16 protein-coding genes are annotated in these 15,891 nt (G+C 42.2%); 5 read left to right on the top strand and 11 right to left on the bottom strand.

The window, feature by feature from the left end:
• Nucleotides 1–5 precede the first annotated feature (5 nt).
• On the top strand, nt 6–959 hold the full coding sequence (gene uvsE / locus ACQKKK_RS06245) for a UV DNA damage repair endonuclease UvsE (RefSeq protein ID WP_427614911.1): 954 nt from the start codon (nt 6–8) through the stop codon (nt 957–959).
• Between the two features lie 46 nt (nt 960–1,005).
• Here the strand turns inward: uvsE and argS are convergent, their stop codons facing one another.
• From argS to speE, 4 genes are all read right to left on the bottom strand, one after another.
• A complete protein-coding gene (argS, locus tag ACQKKK_RS06240) occupies nt 1,006–2,676 on the bottom strand; it encodes an arginine--tRNA ligase (protein ID WP_427614909.1) in 1,671 nt (556 codons plus the stop codon).
• Nucleotides 2,677–2,679: 3 nt separating this feature from the next.
• On the bottom strand, nt 2,680–3,120 hold the full coding sequence (locus ACQKKK_RS06235; RefSeq protein WP_427614907.1) for a DUF1934 domain-containing protein: 441 nt from the start codon (nt 3,118–3,120) through the stop codon (nt 2,680–2,682).
• Between the two features lie 232 nt (nt 3,121–3,352).
• Nucleotides 3,353–4,231: an agmatinase gene (gene speB / locus ACQKKK_RS06230; protein ID WP_403162785.1), complete on the bottom strand. Its 879-nt coding sequence runs from the start codon at nt 4,229–4,231 to the stop codon at nt 3,353–3,355.
• A 12-nt stretch (nt 4,232–4,243) separates the two neighbouring features.
• Nucleotides 4,244–5,071 carry a spermidine synthase gene (speE, locus tag ACQKKK_RS06225; protein ID WP_056524113.1) on the bottom strand — a complete coding sequence of 276 codons (828 nt, stop codon included), beginning with the start codon at nt 5,069–5,071 and terminating at the stop codon, nt 4,244–4,246.
• Nucleotides 5,072–5,278: 207 nt separating this feature from the next.
• Between speE and ACQKKK_RS06220 the strand changes: the two genes are divergently transcribed.
• On the top strand, nt 5,279–7,348 hold the full coding sequence (locus ACQKKK_RS06220) for a transglycosylase domain-containing protein (protein WP_427614904.1): 2,070 nt from the start codon (nt 5,279–5,281) through the stop codon (nt 7,346–7,348).
• A gap of 148 nt (nt 7,349–7,496) precedes the next feature.
• Here the strand turns inward: ACQKKK_RS06220 and ACQKKK_RS06215 are convergent, their stop codons facing one another.
• The gene (locus tag ACQKKK_RS06215) at nt 7,497–8,006 is read right to left on the bottom strand and encodes a YwhD family protein (protein ID WP_427614903.1); all 510 of its coding nucleotides are present in this window, start codon (nt 8,004–8,006) and stop codon (nt 7,497–7,499) included.
• Nucleotides 8,007–8,044: 38 nt separating this feature from the next.
• Complete coding sequence (locus tag ACQKKK_RS06210) at nt 8,045–8,701, bottom strand: site-2 protease family protein (protein ID WP_427615291.1); 657 nt, start codon at nt 8,699–8,701, stop codon at nt 8,045–8,047.
• Nucleotides 8,702–8,846: 145 nt separating this feature from the next.
• Between ACQKKK_RS06210 and ACQKKK_RS06205 the strand changes: the two genes are divergently transcribed.
• Nucleotides 8,847–9,032, top strand: coding sequence for a 2-hydroxymuconate tautomerase (locus ACQKKK_RS06205; RefSeq protein ID WP_061465772.1), 186 nt, complete (start codon nt 8,847–8,849; stop codon nt 9,030–9,032).
• A gap of 28 nt (nt 9,033–9,060) precedes the next feature.
• Here ACQKKK_RS06205 and ACQKKK_RS06200 read toward each other — a convergent pair whose 3' ends face one another.
• From ACQKKK_RS06200 to ACQKKK_RS06190, 3 genes are all read right to left on the bottom strand, one after another.
• Nucleotides 9,061–9,570 carry a YwgA family protein gene (locus ACQKKK_RS06200; RefSeq protein WP_076368383.1) on the bottom strand — a complete coding sequence of 170 codons (510 nt, stop codon included), beginning with the start codon at nt 9,568–9,570 and terminating at the stop codon, nt 9,061–9,063.
• A gap of 32 nt (nt 9,571–9,602) precedes the next feature.
• A complete protein-coding gene (locus tag ACQKKK_RS06195; RefSeq protein WP_427614902.1) occupies nt 9,603–10,910 on the bottom strand; it encodes an HD domain-containing protein in 1,308 nt (435 codons plus the stop codon).
• 235 nt (nt 10,911–11,145) lie between these two features.
• Nucleotides 11,146–11,367, bottom strand: a complete 222-nt coding sequence (locus ACQKKK_RS06190; RefSeq protein ID WP_048683566.1) for a DUF1450 domain-containing protein — start codon at nt 11,365–11,367, stop codon at nt 11,146–11,148.
• Nucleotides 11,368–11,648: 281 nt separating this feature from the next.
• On the opposite strand from ACQKKK_RS06190, the gene ACQKKK_RS06185 reads away from it, so the two are divergent.
• On the top strand, nt 11,649–12,395 hold the full coding sequence (locus tag ACQKKK_RS06185; protein ID WP_427614900.1) for an RsfA family transcriptional regulator: 747 nt from the start codon (nt 11,649–11,651) through the stop codon (nt 12,393–12,395).
• A gap of 257 nt (nt 12,396–12,652) precedes the next feature.
• On the opposite strand, the gene ACQKKK_RS06180 is transcribed toward ACQKKK_RS06185, so the two are convergent.
• On the bottom strand, nt 12,653–13,501 hold the full coding sequence (locus ACQKKK_RS06180; RefSeq protein WP_427614899.1) for a lipoate--protein ligase family protein: 849 nt from the start codon (nt 13,499–13,501) through the stop codon (nt 12,653–12,655).
• Nucleotides 13,502–13,535: 34 nt separating this feature from the next.
• Complete coding sequence (pta, locus tag ACQKKK_RS06175) at nt 13,536–14,522, bottom strand: phosphate acetyltransferase (protein WP_427614898.1); 987 nt, start codon at nt 14,520–14,522, stop codon at nt 13,536–13,538.
• Nucleotides 14,523–14,777: 255 nt separating this feature from the next.
• Here pta and hemQ point away from each other — a divergent pair, with 255 nt between their 5' ends.
• Nucleotides 14,778–15,527, top strand: a complete 750-nt coding sequence (gene hemQ / locus ACQKKK_RS06170; RefSeq protein ID WP_427614896.1) for a hydrogen peroxide-dependent heme synthase — start codon at nt 14,778–14,780, stop codon at nt 15,525–15,527.
• Nucleotides 15,528–15,891 lie beyond the last annotated feature (364 nt).

Raw genomic sequence — 15,891 nt, 5'->3', positions numbered from 1 at the left:
ATATAATGAAAATAAGATTCGGATTTGTATCCAACGCAACCTGTTTATGGGGAGCTTCTCCAGCTAAGACACTTACTTTCAAGCGATATAGCACTCTTGGCACGGAAAAAGGGATGGAAAAACTGCTGAGTGTGACTAAGCAGAACATTGAAAATACCTTAAGGGTCCTTCAATATAACACGGCCCACCAAATAGAAATATACCGGATGTCCAGTTCAATTGTTCCTTTAGCCACGCATCCCGAAATAGAATGGGATTTCGTCACTCCTTTTAGAAGAGAGTGGAAACAGCTTGGAGATTGGGTTTTTGCACATAAGATGAGGATTAGCTTCCATCCCAATCAGTTTACGCTGTTTACCAGCCCTAAACCCGAGATTACACAAAATGCCGTAAAAGATATGGAGTTCCATTATAAAATGCTTGATGCAATGGGCATTGCGGACTCCTCTTTCATCAATATCCATGTCGGTGGAGCCTATGGTGACAAAGATTCCGCCATAGTAAGGGTTCATGAAAACCTTAAATCGCTTCCTATCCACGTCAAGGAAAGAATGACCTTGGAGAATGATGATAAAACCTATACAGCATCAGAAACCCTGAGTGTATGTAAGAAGGAAGGCATTCCACTTGTCTTTGATTACCACCACCATCTCGCAAACCTTTCAATTGAGCCTCTTAATGAGCTTCTCACCGAGGTGTTCACCACTTGGAGTCAGGCAGGGGCGGTACCAAAGATTCATATTTCATCCCCGAAATCGGCAGGTGAGTTTCGCTCGCATGCTGATTATATCGATTTGGAATTCATTATGCCCCTTTTTAAAGTGCTCAAGGGACTTGGACAAGACGTGGATTTCATGATTGAAGCCAAGATGAAGGACCGGGCGATGTTGCAGCTGATTGAAGATATAGTCAAGGTACGTGGTGTAAAAAGGGTGAGCGGCGGTGCCGTCGAGTGTTAATCAAATTTAAAAAGCGGCTGTTTCACTAGAAACAGCCGCTTTTCCTTTACATTTTTTCCGGCGCTGAAACCCCGATAATAGCTAATGCATTCTTTAAGGTAATTTGGACGGATTTGACCAGTCCTAGACGTGCCTTACTTCTTTCCATCTTTTCAACATCCAAAACCTTATCGGCATTGTAGAAACTGTGGAATGTAGAAGCCAAGTCGAATATATAATTCGTCATGCGGTGAGGCATACGTTTTTCGGCAGCTTCCGCTATTGCCTGCGGGAACTCACCTAATTTCTTCAGAAGCTCCACTTCTTTTTCAGTAGAAAGGGCAGAGAAATCAGTGACTCCTTCATAGCTGATCCCTTGTTCCACACCTTGGCGTAAAATGCTGGAAATACGGGCGTGAGCATACTGCGCATAATAAACCGGGTTATCATTGGATTGTGATACCGCAAGATCCAAATCGAAGTCCATATGAGTATCCGCACTTCTCATTGCAAAGAAATAACGTGTTGCATCCAGACCCACTTCATCAATAAGATCACGCATCGTGACGGCTTTACCGGTACGCTTACTCATCTTCATTTTCTCGCCGTCTTTGTACAGGTGAACAAGCTGGATGATTTCTACTTCAAGCTGCTCGCGTTTGTACCCTAATGCTTCGATCGCTGCTTTCATACGCGGTATATAGCCATGGTGGTCCGCACCCCAGATATTGATCAACGTTTCAAAGCCGCGCTCCAGTTTATTACGGTGATAGGCAATATCCGGTGTCAGATATGTGTAGGACCCATCCTGTTTAATAAGCACGCGGTCTTTATCATCGCCTAATTCTGTAGAGCGGAACCATGTAGCCCCATCTTCCTCGTAGACATGGCCTCTTTCCCTCAACACTTTGAGTGCTTCATCAATCTTACCGTCTTGATATAGGGAAGTTTCGGAGTACCATACATCAAATCCGACACGGAAATTCCCCAAGTCTGTTTTCAGTTTTTCCATTTCATATTTCAAGCCGTACTCTCGGAAAAATTCAAAACGCTCTTTTTCATCGGCATTTACATATTTATCCCCATATTCACTGGCAAGCTTTTTACCGATGCCAATGATATCTTCGCCATGATAACCACCCTCAGGCATATCCTTTTCGAGGCCAAGTGCTTGGAAATAGCGCGCTTCTATGGAAAAGGCCAAATTATTGATTTGGTTTCCTGCATCATTGATGTAATATTCACGTGAAACATCATAACCTGCTTTAGACAGGATATTACATAACGTATCACCCACTGCTGCACCGCGGGCATGGCCTAGATGAAGATCACCGGTCGGATTCGCTGAAACGAACTCCACTTGGATTTTTTCGCCTTTTCCAAAGTCACTTTCCCCATATGCTCCATCCACCTTCAAAATGACTGGAATCAATTCTGTCAAATAAGAATTATTCATGTAGAAGTTTATGAATCCTGGACCAGCAATTTCAATTTTTTCGATGGATGCTTTTGAATTGTCAAAGTTTTCGATGATTGCTTCTGCTATCATTTTTGGTGCTTTCTTTGCAATCTTCGTTAATTGCATGGCCATATTCGTGGAATAATCTCCGTGTGTTTTATCTCTTGGAAGTTCCAATACAACGTTTGGAATCTGCTCTTCCGTTGCTAAACCAGCTTTAATGACTGCCGCTTTAATTTCTTCTTTCAGTTTTTCCTGTACCTCTTTTACTATATTCATGTGCTATGCTTCCTCCTTATAGGAAATCGTCATTTCATATTGACCGGGTTCGCTTCCCTGCATATGTAAAGTATATTTAAGGACAAGTTTCCCTTGTTTGGACTGCTCATCCCAATGATGATGAATTTTTTTCGCGGTCGTCCGTAACCCTAACCTGCCGTATATACTTTCATAATGTCCATTTGTCGCTTCCTGCAAGCGGAAAAGCTGCCTCATTTTAATGGCACCATTTCTAAGCAGAATCGTTTCATTCGTTTTGTGCTTGATGGTCGTTTGTGTCTGACCGGCTTCATTTTCCTCTTTATATTGCAAATATAAGTCTGAACCTTTATACATTTTTGTACCAAAAGTGACCAGCTCATACGTTTCCGTTTCTGAGCCGTGCTTGATTTTTGTCTGTAAAGTCACTTTAATAGTATGCTTATCTATATCATGAAGAGTCAAAGCTACACTTCCTTCATCATGTCGTTCTTAACTTTATAAGTATAAATATTCTTCAAGGAAGTTTCAACTTGGAGCGGGAAAATAAAGTGTAAATCCAATAAAGTGAGGAAAAACTTGCGAAATCATATTGTAGCAATTCACTTGATTTTAACGCATGAATGACTCATTGGGGCGGAATTATGAAAAAAGACCATCCCCGCTAAAAAACAGGAACAGTCAAGTCTTCCATCCATTAACCTTTTTGTACCCAACCTAAAATCATTTCGCGAATCAGCTTGCTCGCCGTGTTCGCCGTTTGCTCAGATGGATCATAAATCGGTGCCACTTCAACTAAATCGCAGCCGACTACATTAATTTCAGAACGGGCTATCTCATGAATCGAAGCTAAAAGCTCTTTTGAGGTGATGCCCCCACAATCTACGGTGCCTGTTCCTGGCGCATGTGCAGGATCTAGAACATCGATGTCGATCGTCACATATACAGGACGACCAGCCAACTGCGGCAGTACTTCTTTTAGAGGTTCAAGAACTTCAAATTTAGAGATGTGCATGCCGTTTTCTTTTGCCCATTGGAATTCTTCCTTCAAACCGGAACGAATGCCGAAAGAGTATACATTTTTCGGACCGATAAGTTCCGCAGATTTACGGATGATAGACGCATGGGAAAGCGGCTCGCCCTCATAGTCCTCACGTAAGTCCGTATGGGCATCCATATGGATGATGGCCATATCGGGATACTTTTTGTACATGGCTTTAATGACAGGCCATGTGACAAGGTGTTCCCCTCCCATCCCCATTGGGAACTTACCTGCATCCAACACGCTGTCGACAAATTTTTCAATCATATCGATGCTGCGCTGCGGATTACCGAATGGTAATGGAATATCCCCTGCATCAAAGAATTTAACTTCCTCTAATTCACGATCTAAATACGGGCTGTACTCTTCCAAACCAATCGAAACTTCACGAATCCGGGTAGGACCAAAACGAGAACCCGGACGGAAACTTACCGTCCAGTCCATCGGCATACCGTATAGCACAGCTTCAGATTCCTCAAAAACGGGGTGGCTTTTAATGAATACATTGCCTGAATAGGCTTCATCGAATTTCATAGTCATGCCCCCTTATTTCACTAAATCTTGAACGAATTTAGGCAGGACGAAAGCTGCTTTATGAAGTTCTTTTGTATAATATTTCGTTTCGATTTCATGGAAACGTTCTTCTGTCACTTCTAATGGATTATATTTTTTTGATCCAATCGTGAACGCCCAAAGGCCGCTTGGATACGTCGGGATATTCGCTAAATAAAGGCTAGTGATTGGGAATATTTCTTTCACATCACGTTGTACATCACGAATTAAGTCTGCTTTAAACCAAGGATTATCTGATTGTGCAACAAAAATCCCATCTTCTTTCAAAGCTTTGGAAATCCCGGCATAAAAACCTTTAGTGAATAAATTGACAGCAGGTCCAACAGGTTCAGTCGAGTCGACCATGATCACGTCATATTCATTTTCACTTTTGGCGATGTGCATGAAGCCATCCCCTACTTGTACGTCTACACGCGGATCTTCAAGCATGCCTGCTATTTCAGGCAAGAATTTCTTTGAGTATTCGATAACTTTCCCATCGATATCAACCAAAGTAGCTTTTTTTACGCTTGGGTGTTTCAGGATTTCACGGATAACTCCTCCGTCCCCTCCTCCTACAACCAAAACGTTTTCTGGATTAGGATGAGTAAATAAAGGAACATGGGCTACCATCTCATGGTAAACGAATTCATCGCGCTGTGAAGTCATTACCATGTCATCCAACAATAGCATATTGCCCCACTCTTCCGTTTCAATCATATCCAGCTTTTGAAACTCAGTTTGCTCCGTATGTAAAGTACGATTCACTTTCATCGTAATACCAAAATTCTCTGTTTGTTTTTCAGTAAACCAAATGCTCATTTATTAACGCTCCTTTTCCATTTCATATAGTCAGTCACCTAATAGGTTCCCCAAAATCGTTATAGTCATTAGCTAGAAAAATTATAGACGAATCTAGCAGAATTGCAAGATAAATTTATAAATGCAGTTCCCATGTTTAAAATTTTCTTTTTTTTCCATAATAGTAATAGATAATAGATTCTTTTTCTGATAAGAGAGGTGAAAGCAATGGAATTGATTCCAAGCGAACGATTCAAAAGGACAACTAAATATGTACGGGCCTTCATTATCCTTGCCACAATCGGGCTCACGATACTCTTTGTATTGCTTCTCTCTTTACTGATTTATGCAAAAATATTAGGTCCGCCGCCTTTGGTCGTGCCGCAGTCCACTCTTTATTATAGTGATAGCGGAAATGTGATTGGTGAAACCGATAATGGCCAGAAACGTTATTGGGCTGGAATGGAATCTATTTCTCCACAGCTTATCAAGGCTACTGTCGCGGTTGAGGATCGACAATTTTACACTCATAAAGGCTTTGATATAAAACGAATCGGCGGAGCCATCCTTGCCGATATTCGTGCTATGTCCAAGGTCCAAGGTGCAAGCACGATTACCCAGCAGTATGCCAGGAATCTATTTCTCGGCCATGACAAAACGTGGACGCGAAAGTTTAATGAAGCCTTTTATACGATACGGCTGGAAATGAACTATTCCAAAAAGGAAATTCTAGAAGGCTATTTAAATACAATTTACTATGGCCATGGTGCATATGGGGCCCAAGCTGCAAGTCAATATTACTTTGGCAAGGATGCCAAGGATTTGACCCTTCCTGAAGCGAGCATGCTGGCGGGAATACCAAAAGGGCCGTCAAATTATTCTCCATTAGATAATTTTGAAAAAGCGAAATCAAGGCAGAGAGTTGTCCTTCAAGCCATGAAAAACAAAAACTACATTTCAGGAAAAAATATCGCAGAAGCGTTGCAAACATCCCTTACATTAAAGGGCGAGCACGGAACGGTTACAAATAAAACAGCTCCCTATTTCCAGGATGCGGTCAAGCAGGCTTTAAAATCACAGCTTCATTTAGATGACCGAATGATCGAGCTGGGCGGGCTTAAGGTTTATACAACACTGGATGAAACCCAGCAGGACGCTGCCGAAAAGGTTCTTTCCAATACCATACCCAAGTCTTCAGGGATCCAAGCTTCGATAGTGGCAATGGACCCGGACACCGGGGAGGTCCGTGCACTGGTCGGCGGTAAAGATTACGCGGAATCGCCATTCAACCGAGCTACACAGGCCGTTCGCCAGCCCGGTTCCACCATTAAGCCATTGCTATACTATTCAGCGTTGGAAAACGGTTTCACACCGTCTACCACCTTAAAAAGCGAGACCACTACATTTTCTTTCGATGATGGTCACTCATCTTACACACCGCATAATTACAACCATCAATATGCGGAAGGCGAAATCACGATGGCTCAGGCCATTGCTCTTTCCGATAATATCTTCGCCGTAAAAACGCACTTGTTCCTTGGGGAACAGACGTTGGTCGATACGGCGCATCGTTTCGGCATCACGGCGAAAATGGATGCAGTTCCGTCCTTGGCACTCGGTACGTCAGGTGTAAGGGCGATTGAAATGGTGAACGCATACAGCATTCTGGCTAACGGTGGCAAGAAAGTTGTACCAGTGTTTATCAAAAAGGTTGAAAATCAAAAAGGTGAAGTGATTTTTGATGAAAATAAGAAACCAGAGCAGATTTTGGATGAGGATAAGGCATTTGTCATGACTCAAATGCTTACAGGGGTTTTCGATGAAACCTTAAATGGCTATACGAAAGTGACTGGCAGCACCATCAACTCCCAGCTGACCCGCCCATATGCCGGCAAATCAGGTTCCACCCCGACGGATAGTTGGATGATCGGTTACACACCGGAGCTTGTAGCTGGAGTATGGACTGGATATGATCAAGGCAAAAAGATCGAGATCCCCGCTGAAAAAAGCTATGCTAAGAAAATCTGGGCTTCCTATATGGAAAAGGGCCTACAGGGGAAACCGGCAAAATCGTTTAAGGAAACGAAAAACGTAATCGGGGTAAACGTGAATCCCGCAAGCGGAAAATTGGCAACAAAGGGTTGTCCTGTCTCAAGACTGACTTATTATGTTAAAGGAACCGAACCTGTCGAATACTGTGCCGAGCACTTTAAGGGTGAGGGTTCGAAACCTGCCCGAAAAGAAGAAGGGCAAAAAAAGGCCCCGTGGTATAAAAAAGTCTTAAAACCATGGGGATAACGAAAAACCCCGAAGCCGGTGGCGGCTTCGGGGTTTTTCTGTCCTAGTTCCACAGTGTCTAAACTGCTGTCTTTAAGTTTACTGATTTTATTCGTTTCCTACAAGTGCATTTTTCACTAAACTTAACATTTCGTCCATTAAATCAAATTCAAACCGTCAATGACTCTTTGAGCTTTGCTGAAGAGCGCTCCCACATTCCTGCATCATGGTTTTTCAGGAAGTCTGCAAGTATACGTTTTGATTTATCGTCCATGTCCTCGACGATGATATGCCGTTTAAGCGATTTATCCATCCGGTTAACATGCTCCGGAAGGGATTTGTAACCGCGTCTAATTGACCGGTCGACCATCATTTCACACGCTGTCACACCTGCATAGTGCGGACCATTTTGAGTGGCTTCAATGGTCACCCAAACAAGCCAGTAAGGTTTGGCATTCGGGACCTCCTCTTTAGTCTTTAAAAATTTAATCCCTTTTTCCACTGCACTCCTTGCATGCATCGCACCGATATCGACCTCTGCATCACCTGCATCCACATCGATGATGACCGGAGAGATATTATCGAGCGTCAAAACCCCAGCTCCATATCCGCCATGACCTTCTGTAGGGTCGTTTTTTATAATATTGAAGCCTACCTTTTTCTTTGGTTGTTCTTCCATCTTTATGTCCCCCTTTATGGTTTGTCATTCCTTATAATTTAAAAAAGCAAAAGTGTAAAGAACCGATTCAAGGCGCCGCCTACCAATGGCACAACATTGTTCAAAATCGGGCTAATCGTATAATGGCTTAGCGGGGTGATGATCAGAATCAAAAAGATCAATGAGCCATATTGTTCATACTGGGTCATTTTTGCCCGCAAGTCAGCTGAAACAAGGTCCTGTACAATCCTATAACCATCGAGCGGCGGCAGCGGTATCAGATTAAATACAAACAAAAGGATATTTAAGTTGATGAGCACCTCGAAGAATGGCTGAATGAAAAACGGTAAATCAGGTCCAAAGCCTGCCGCCAGTAACCCGTAAAAAATTAAATACCCGAAAATGGCAACAAGCAAATTACTGAAAGGACCGGCAAAAGAGACCAGTACCCCAGCTAATTTGGGATTCTTAAAATGAAAACGATTAACCGGTACAGGTCTCGCCCAACCAAATCCTGCTATCAATATTAATAATGTTCCGATAGGATCCAAGTGAGAAATCGGATTCAATGTGACTCTTCCTTCATTCTTAGCTGTCGGATCACCGAACTTATAGGCCACATAAGCATGGGAAAATTCATGAACCGTAAATGCGATTAACAGTGACACAATGACATACGGAAGATCTTCCAACCTATAAGCTAAAAATCTTTCTATTTGGTCCAATAGCTTCTCCCCCAATATTTATTACCGTTAGTATACATCAAAAGATCAATAAGTGAAAAAACTCTGACTTCCACATCTTGCAATTATTTTTCCACTGTGAAACACTACAAGATAAGAGAGGAAGGGGGGATGAGAGATGCCATATGTAACAGTCAAAATGCTTGAAGGCCGTACAGACGAACAAAAAAAGGCTTTAGTTGAAAAGGTGACTGCAGCTGTTACGGAAACAACTGGAGCACCAGCTGAAGCCGTGACGATTTTCATTGAAGAAATGTCAAAAAATCACTTAGCAGTAGCCGGTGTCCGTAAAAGCGATCAATAAGATTTACATAATGGTAAAAGCTAAGCCATCAATTCGGCTTAGCTTTTGTTTTTAACTGCTCAATATATTCATATGCCTCATCAATTTCTTCAAGCGTATATTTTTGTTTGCTTTTCAGCGTGAAAATTTTCTCGGTGACTTCCTCTTTTTCTAGCGTGTCAAAGTATAACACCGTTGAAACCAGCTCCAAAAACCGGGCATTCTGTTCGTTCATATCCAGTAAGCATGCCTCAAGTGCTGGCATCTCGACTTCCTGTATGGATAGGAAATCCTGGCCGGCATCCGTTATCGAATAGCAATATTGATAATAGCCTGCTTTTTTTTCCCTTACTTCATTCAAATAACCCATTTCGCAGAGCTCTTCAATCCGTAAGGTCAACTCCTCCGAATACGGTCCATAAAAGTGAAACTGAAACTTTTCATGAAATGGGAAGGACAGCTTCTTCGCTATATAAACGATTTTTTGTAATTTTTTCCGACCCGAGATTTCACCGGCAGTAGAAATTGCATTGATAATGTTTGCATGATCCTTAAACAAGGCTCGTCACTCCTCACCAAAAATGTACCACTTTAATCCGATAGCTCCAAAAGCTTACGAATCTGTTTTTTTATATTTTTCTTCGTAGATTCATCACGCAATAAATCTGCTGGATAATACAACTTATGATCCGTTCTTCTTTTCCCTGAAATTGCATCGACAATTTCGGATTCACGCGATAATTCACGAATATCGCCATTGTTTTTCAGCAAGTGAATCGGCAGTCTCTCCTCTTCCTCACCTGGCCGGTAAAAATCATACGGCAGATCTGATGAAGAATCGACGACAAGATAATAATCCGGATCGATGCCTGCCTTCTTGAATAGCGTCCTTAATTCCATCAATCTGTTCATTTGACTGTTCGATGGATGGAATTCCACATATTTAAATAGTTTACGGTTAACGAAGCGCGTGCATAAATCTTTTAAAATCGCATCGTTTTCCTCTTCCCATGCTTCGAAATAATAGAGCATCACCGCTTCATCCATTTTCAAATAATCCGTTAAAGTCACTTCTCCCTTGAACAATGAATAAAAATGGTGCGGTTCTTGAGCAAACTCATAACCGGATTCATATAAATGTTTCGCTCTATGTAGAATCTTGGTAAGTATGACCTCCGCACTTCTCGTAACTGGATGGAAATAAACCTGCCAATACATTTGGTAGCGACTCATGATATAATCCTCAACCGCATGCATCCCGCTTTGTTTGATGACGGCATGTTCTTCCCTTGGCCTCATTACACGCAAAAGCCTTTCCATATCGAAATGTCCATAACTCACGCCAGTGAAGTAGGCATCACGCTGTAAATAATCCATTCTATCAGCATCGATCTGACTTGAAATCAGGCTGACTACTAATTTGCCTTTATAGGTTTTCGCAATGACTTCTGCCACTTTTTTAGGAAAATCACGCCCAACTCTAAGGAGGATCTTATTCACTTCCGTATCACCAAGGATTATCTGCTGAGTGAATTGCTCATGATCCAGGTCAAACACCTTTTCAAAAGAATGAGAGAAAGGACCATGACCCAAATCATGCAGAAGGGCTGCGCACAATGATAGTAACCGTTCCTCAGGTTTCCATTCCGGTCTGCCCGCAAAAACATCATCCACGATTCTCCGGACAATCTCATATACTCCAAGCGAATGGCTAAGCCGACTATGTTCCGCACCATGAAAGGTTAAATAAGTCGTTCCCAGCTGTTTGATCCTTCGAAGCCGCTGGAATTCCTTCGTCCCTATTAAATCCCATATAACCCGGTCACGAACATGTATATATCGGTGCACCGGGTCCTTGAACACCTTTTCTTCTTGTAATTTTTCGTCGGAATATTCCATGGACTACCCTCTTTTTCATAATCTCGATGCACTCATTATAGCGCGTTTTGACAAAAAAACCTAACCTCCACCTTGCTAGTAAGAGGGGTCATTTTGTAAGAAAACGGAAGTTCCAGTCTGTTTTGTTTCGAAAATAAGGAAATAAAAAATCACCGCAGTGTGTTGAATCTGGGTGATGATTACTTGTTCCATTTATCAAAAGCAAACAATCCACTCTAACTATATATCATGGATCCTACTTTAGTTTTTTATTGATTTTATCTAGTAACTCGTCTTCTGTCGGTGCAGCAACTGGACGGTTATTGACAAAGGCAAAAGACTTCTTTCTGCCAGGACCGCAATAGGATTGACAGCCCACTTCGATTTTCGCGTCGGGATCTAGCTTTTCAAGACGGGGGATTAATGTTTTAATGTTTACCGCCAAGCAGTCATCGCACACTCTGAATTCATTGGACATCCTCCGGTCACCATCCTTTCCATGACAAACTATGTTTCATTCCATTTATATAACTAAAGGGTATTTTACCGTTTCTCCTTATGAATATCAAGAGGGCTGGATGATGTGAAAAAGAAGGGGCGGCCGCTAGCAAATGATGAAATTCATCAAAAGACTAGTATCCTTTTAACCTTTTTGTATAAAAAATCCAGATTTTGTCCAAAATGCTAGTAGAACACTCCGTTCACGATATTTTATATAGTTGTTTATTTTAAAAGTTACCAGAAAGGGAGTATGTAGAAATGAAGGTTCGTCAAGATGCCTGGACAGAAGAAGATGATTTGCTTTTGGCAGAAACGGTATTGCGCCATGTGCGGGAAGGCAGCACTCAGCTGAATGCTTTTGAAGAGGTAGGGGATAAGTTGAATCGCACCTCTGCCGCATGCGGATTCCGCTGGAATGCTGTTGTCCGCCATAATTATGACAAAGCGCTATCCCTTGCCAAGAAACAGCGTAAGCAGCGGCAAAGGATTCTTGGAAAAGATCAAGGAGGGAAAAAACGGCTTCTTTATACTCCGCCGTCCCCTACGATTTCTGACATAATGGTTCCTCAGGCACAAGAAGTGGAACTAGAGTTGGAATCCGAAGTCGATACTACCAATTATGAAGCAGCAGAAGAATTCGTTGTGGCTGAAGCACTCCCCCCTAAACCGCAGCACACTCCTGTGACTTTGGAAAAGGCCATGAACCTTGATACCGTCATCGCCTATTTGGAATCTATGAACGGCCGTATGCTTCAAGCCGAAGTATTAAAAACCGAAAATGAAAGATTGAAGCTTGAAATCAAAGGGCTGAAAAAGCGAAACGAAGATTTGGAGAATAAAATCAGCCACCTTGAACAAAACAGCGGCCTGATGCAGGAAGATTATGAAACTTTGATGAATATCATGAATCGGGCAAGAAAGCTGGTCTTGTTAGAGGAAGAGGAACGTCCGGCAACTAAGTTCAAGATGGACCGGAATGGCAATTTGGAAAAAATGGCTGAGTAATAAGATAATGTGGGGTTCAGTTACATAGATTAACCACATGCTAATGGCCGAATCACCAAAGTTCATCCTAAAGAAGGAGCCTAAACAAGGCTCTTTTTTTCATGGTTCCAAGAAAAAGGAATAAAATCGTATAAAAACGCTCGTTGATTATATCTCTGCTACCTATCATACATTCCCCTTTACAGTTTCAGTGAATGCTAAAGTCGTATTAAATGCAAAAAAGCCTTTCCAGACTTACTGGAACGGCTTTTTGCAAATCAATCATTTAATGAATCGAATACCTTATCGTTACGTTCTACCACTCTTCTCAAGTATGCCTCATACAACGGCCATTCTTCAACAGAAAGAGTGTCAGAGAATATCCTTCCGCTATGTGCTTTCAATACATGAAGGAATCTGAGCATCACGTCCTGAACACTCAATTGCACCCCCAACAATTCTGTAAGGGATGCCATTACCGAAGGGACGATATCAGGATAGGAGAATTTCGTTTCTGCATTTCCTTTAGCTGCATCATAAAAACCCTTGACGAGACTTGCACGTTCAGCCCCGTTTCCATTGACACACAAATAGATTTGAACAGCAACGCCATTGCGAATCCTGCGCTGGGATATACCGGCAAACTTCTGCCCATTTATACTTAAATCATAACTTCCAGGACAATAGGAGCCGACAATTTCCCTTGCCTCCATAGTGACTTGGAAGTCGGAAAACATCAATTGGACAAGCTCCCACATTGCATCATATCCACGATTGATTTCAATTTTCTGATCGTTTTCAGGAAAAATGAGCGAAAAGTTAAGGACCCCTTCATCCAACACGACTGCCAGCCCTCCGGAATTCCGTACGATGGCCTGATAATTCTGTTCTTCTAAATGTTCCAAACCCTTTTTAAGAAAAGGCAGCTTCGTATCCTGTATACCCATTACGATGGTTTGATGGTGTACCCACGCTCTGGCTACGGCCGCTGATTTACCTGAACCTACTGAAGTGCAAAATGTATCATCCATCGCAAAGGACTCCAAAGCTGGAAACTGAGGTCCAACGGAAGATTGATCAATAACCCGCCACTCTTGCTGCATTAATAATGAATCTGTTTCACTCATATGAATCTCCCTTTACATTTAATCCTCATGCTGCCTATTGATACTGCGCCACAAATCCTTGTGCCGCTGTAATGACAGCCAGTTTATATACATCCTCTTCACTGCATCCCCTTGAAAGGTCATTTACAGGACGGTTCAGCCCCTGAAGGATCGGACCGACCGCTTCGAAGCCACCCAAGCGCTGTACCATCTTATAGCTAATATTCCCTGCTTCGAGACTTGGGAAAATAAAAACATTCGCATCCCCCTGAATAAGAGAATCCGGTGCTTTCTTTCTTGCTACAGAAGGAACGAAAGCCGCGTCAAACTGAAATTCCCCATCAAGAATGACTTCAGGGGCCATTTCTTTTGCCAAATCGACAGCATCAACCACTTTTAAGGTTTCGGGGGATGTTGCCGACCCTTTCGTCGAAAAGCTCAGCATTGCCACACGCGGTTCGATATCGAACATTTGTGCAGTCTTTGCGCTTTCTATAGCAATTTCAGCCAGGTCCTGGGAATTAGGGTTTATATTAATCGCACAATCCGCGAACACATATTTTTCTTCGTTCCGGACCATGATGAATACGCCCGATGTTTTATTGACGCCTGGCTTTGTTTTGATGATCCTTAGGGCAGGACGCACCGTATCGGCAGTCGAATGCGTTGCACCACTCACCATTCCATGTGCCAGTTTCATATGGACGAGCATGGTTCCAAAATAGTTCGCATCCTTTAAGATTTCCCGTGCTTGTACATCAGTAGCTTTACCGTCACGGACCTTCACGAACGCTTCAACCATTTCATCCATCATGATATAATTCTTCGGATCATATATTTCGATTGCATCAAGGGAGACTTTTAAATCTTTTGCCTTCTCTTGAATCAACCCGATATCCCCGATCAATACTGGTGTCACTAGTTTAGCTTTGGCAAGCCTGCCTGCCGCTCCCAAAATCCGTTCATCCAATCCTTCTGGAAAAACGATTTTCAAATTATGCCCCATAACTTTCGATTCCAATATTTCAAATAAATCACTCACTGGCTCTTCCTCCTTTTCAGATACGTTCCCCCTGTTTTCCCTATATTTAACCATTCGGTAAACTTCTAGTCGTCTTCTTTTAAGAATACTCTAGCAGCTAGGTAAATTCCAGCCACTTTGGTTCCTCCCAATCCGCAAATTTGAAAATTGTTTGAACACCGAAAAACAATGATGGTGTTTGCGGGTTGATATAAATTTCCTTATACTGAAACTATGGTATATTAAAGTTATTAAAAGACTTAGGAGTGAATCGAAATGAGTGAAGCAGCACAAACACTGGACGGCTGGTATTGTTTACATGATTTCCGTTTGATCGACTGGACTTCTTGGAAAACGTTATCAAGTGACGAACGCCAATTAGCTATTTCAGAATTCCAAGGTTTACTGGATAAATGGAATATGACACAAAGTGACAATGAAGGCAGCCATGCCCTATATTCCATCGTTGGTCAGAAAGCGGACTTCATGCTTATGTTTGCCCGCCCGACCATGGAAGAATTGAATGCAATTGAAAACGAATTCAATAAAACGAAGCTAGCCGAATATACAATTCCAGCTTATTCATACGTTTCCGTCGTGGAATTAAGCAATTACTTAGCAGGTGGGGATGATGAGGACCCTTATCAGAACCCTCATGTACGTTCTAGACTTTATCCGATACTTCCAAAAGCGAAACATGTATGCTTCTATCCGATGGACAAGCGTCGTGATGGGGATGACAACTGGTATATGCTTTCCATGGAAGAACGCAAAGGCTTAATGCGTTCCCACGGCTTGATTGGCCGCAGTTATGCCGGCAAAGTAAAACAGATCATTTCCGGTTCTGTCGGTTTTGACGATTATGAATGGGGCGTTACACTATTCGCAGATGATGTCCTTCAATTTAAAAAATTGATCTATGAAATGCGTTTTGATGAAGTGAGTGCACGTTACGCTGCATTTGGTTCTTTCTTTGTAGGCAATATCCTGCCGGAAGAAAACGTCACTTCTTTCTTATACGTATAAGACGATGGGCTTCCGGTCTCCGGAAGCCTTTTTTTCTTTTTGCATCCCCTCACTTTTATTTTTCCCCAGCTATGGAATAAATCCAATGCACATCCCATACATTTTCAATAGTGATGAATTTATTTTTTACAATCCATTCAGCTTCAGGAAAATTGACCAAGGAAATTCCTGACTCCAGCGAGGTGAAGGAACGTTACTTCTATTCATTAGCCGACAAGAGGATATGACTTGAATCATGAACGCCGTTAAGATCACTTAAAATTCATTGTGGTTTTTTAAGCCACCCGGGGATTGTCCAGAACAGCCGTAAACAAATACAATACTACCGGTCGCTATAAATCGCACTGTTTCTCCCAGTCCACAT

Origin of the sequence: Peribacillus sp. NPDC006672 (assembly GCF_050274955.1) — a bacterium.
Lineage (GTDB): Bacteria > Bacillota > Bacilli > Bacillales > DSM-1321 > Peribacillus.
The sequence above is the reverse complement of the archived record's forward strand: the minus strand, read 5'-3'. Positions and strand labels throughout refer to the sequence as shown.

Bases quoted from the DNA above. Each gene is read 5' to 3' on its own strand.
- uvsE (WP_427614911.1), top strand. From the start codon at position 6: ATGAAAATAAGATTCGGATTTGTATCCAACGCAACCTGTTTATGGGGA.
- argS (WP_427614909.1), bottom strand. From the start codon at position 2,676: ATGAATATAGTAAAAGAGGTACAGGAAAAACTGAAAGAAGAAATTAAA.
- speB (WP_403162785.1), bottom strand. From the start codon at position 4,231: ATGAAATTCGATGAAGCCTATTCAGGCAATGTATTCATTAAAAGCCAC.
- speE (WP_056524113.1), bottom strand. From the start codon at position 5,071: ATGAGCATTTGGTTTACTGAAAAACAAACAGAGAATTTTGGTATTACG.
- ACQKKK_RS06220 (WP_427614904.1), top strand. From the start codon at position 5,279: ATGGAATTGATTCCAAGCGAACGATTCAAAAGGACAACTAAATATGTA.
- ACQKKK_RS06215 (WP_427614903.1), bottom strand. From the start codon at position 8,006: ATGGAAGAACAACCAAAGAAAAAGGTAGGCTTCAATATTATAAAAAAC.
- ACQKKK_RS06205 (WP_061465772.1), top strand. From the start codon at position 8,847: ATGCCATATGTAACAGTCAAAATGCTTGAAGGCCGTACAGACGAACAA.
- ACQKKK_RS06195 (WP_427614902.1), bottom strand. From the start codon at position 10,910: ATGGAATATTCCGACGAAAAATTACAAGAAGAAAAGGTGTTCAAGGAC.
- ACQKKK_RS06190 (WP_048683566.1), bottom strand. From the start codon at position 11,367: ATGTCCAATGAATTCAGAGTGTGCGATGACTGCTTGGCGGTAAACATT.
- ACQKKK_RS06185 (WP_427614900.1), top strand. From the start codon at position 11,649: ATGAAGGTTCGTCAAGATGCCTGGACAGAAGAAGATGATTTGCTTTTG.
- ACQKKK_RS06180 (WP_427614899.1), bottom strand. From the start codon at position 13,501: ATGAGTGAAACAGATTCATTATTAATGCAGCAAGAGTGGCGGGTTATT.
- hemQ (WP_427614896.1), top strand. From the start codon at position 14,778: ATGAGTGAAGCAGCACAAACACTGGACGGCTGGTATTGTTTACATGAT.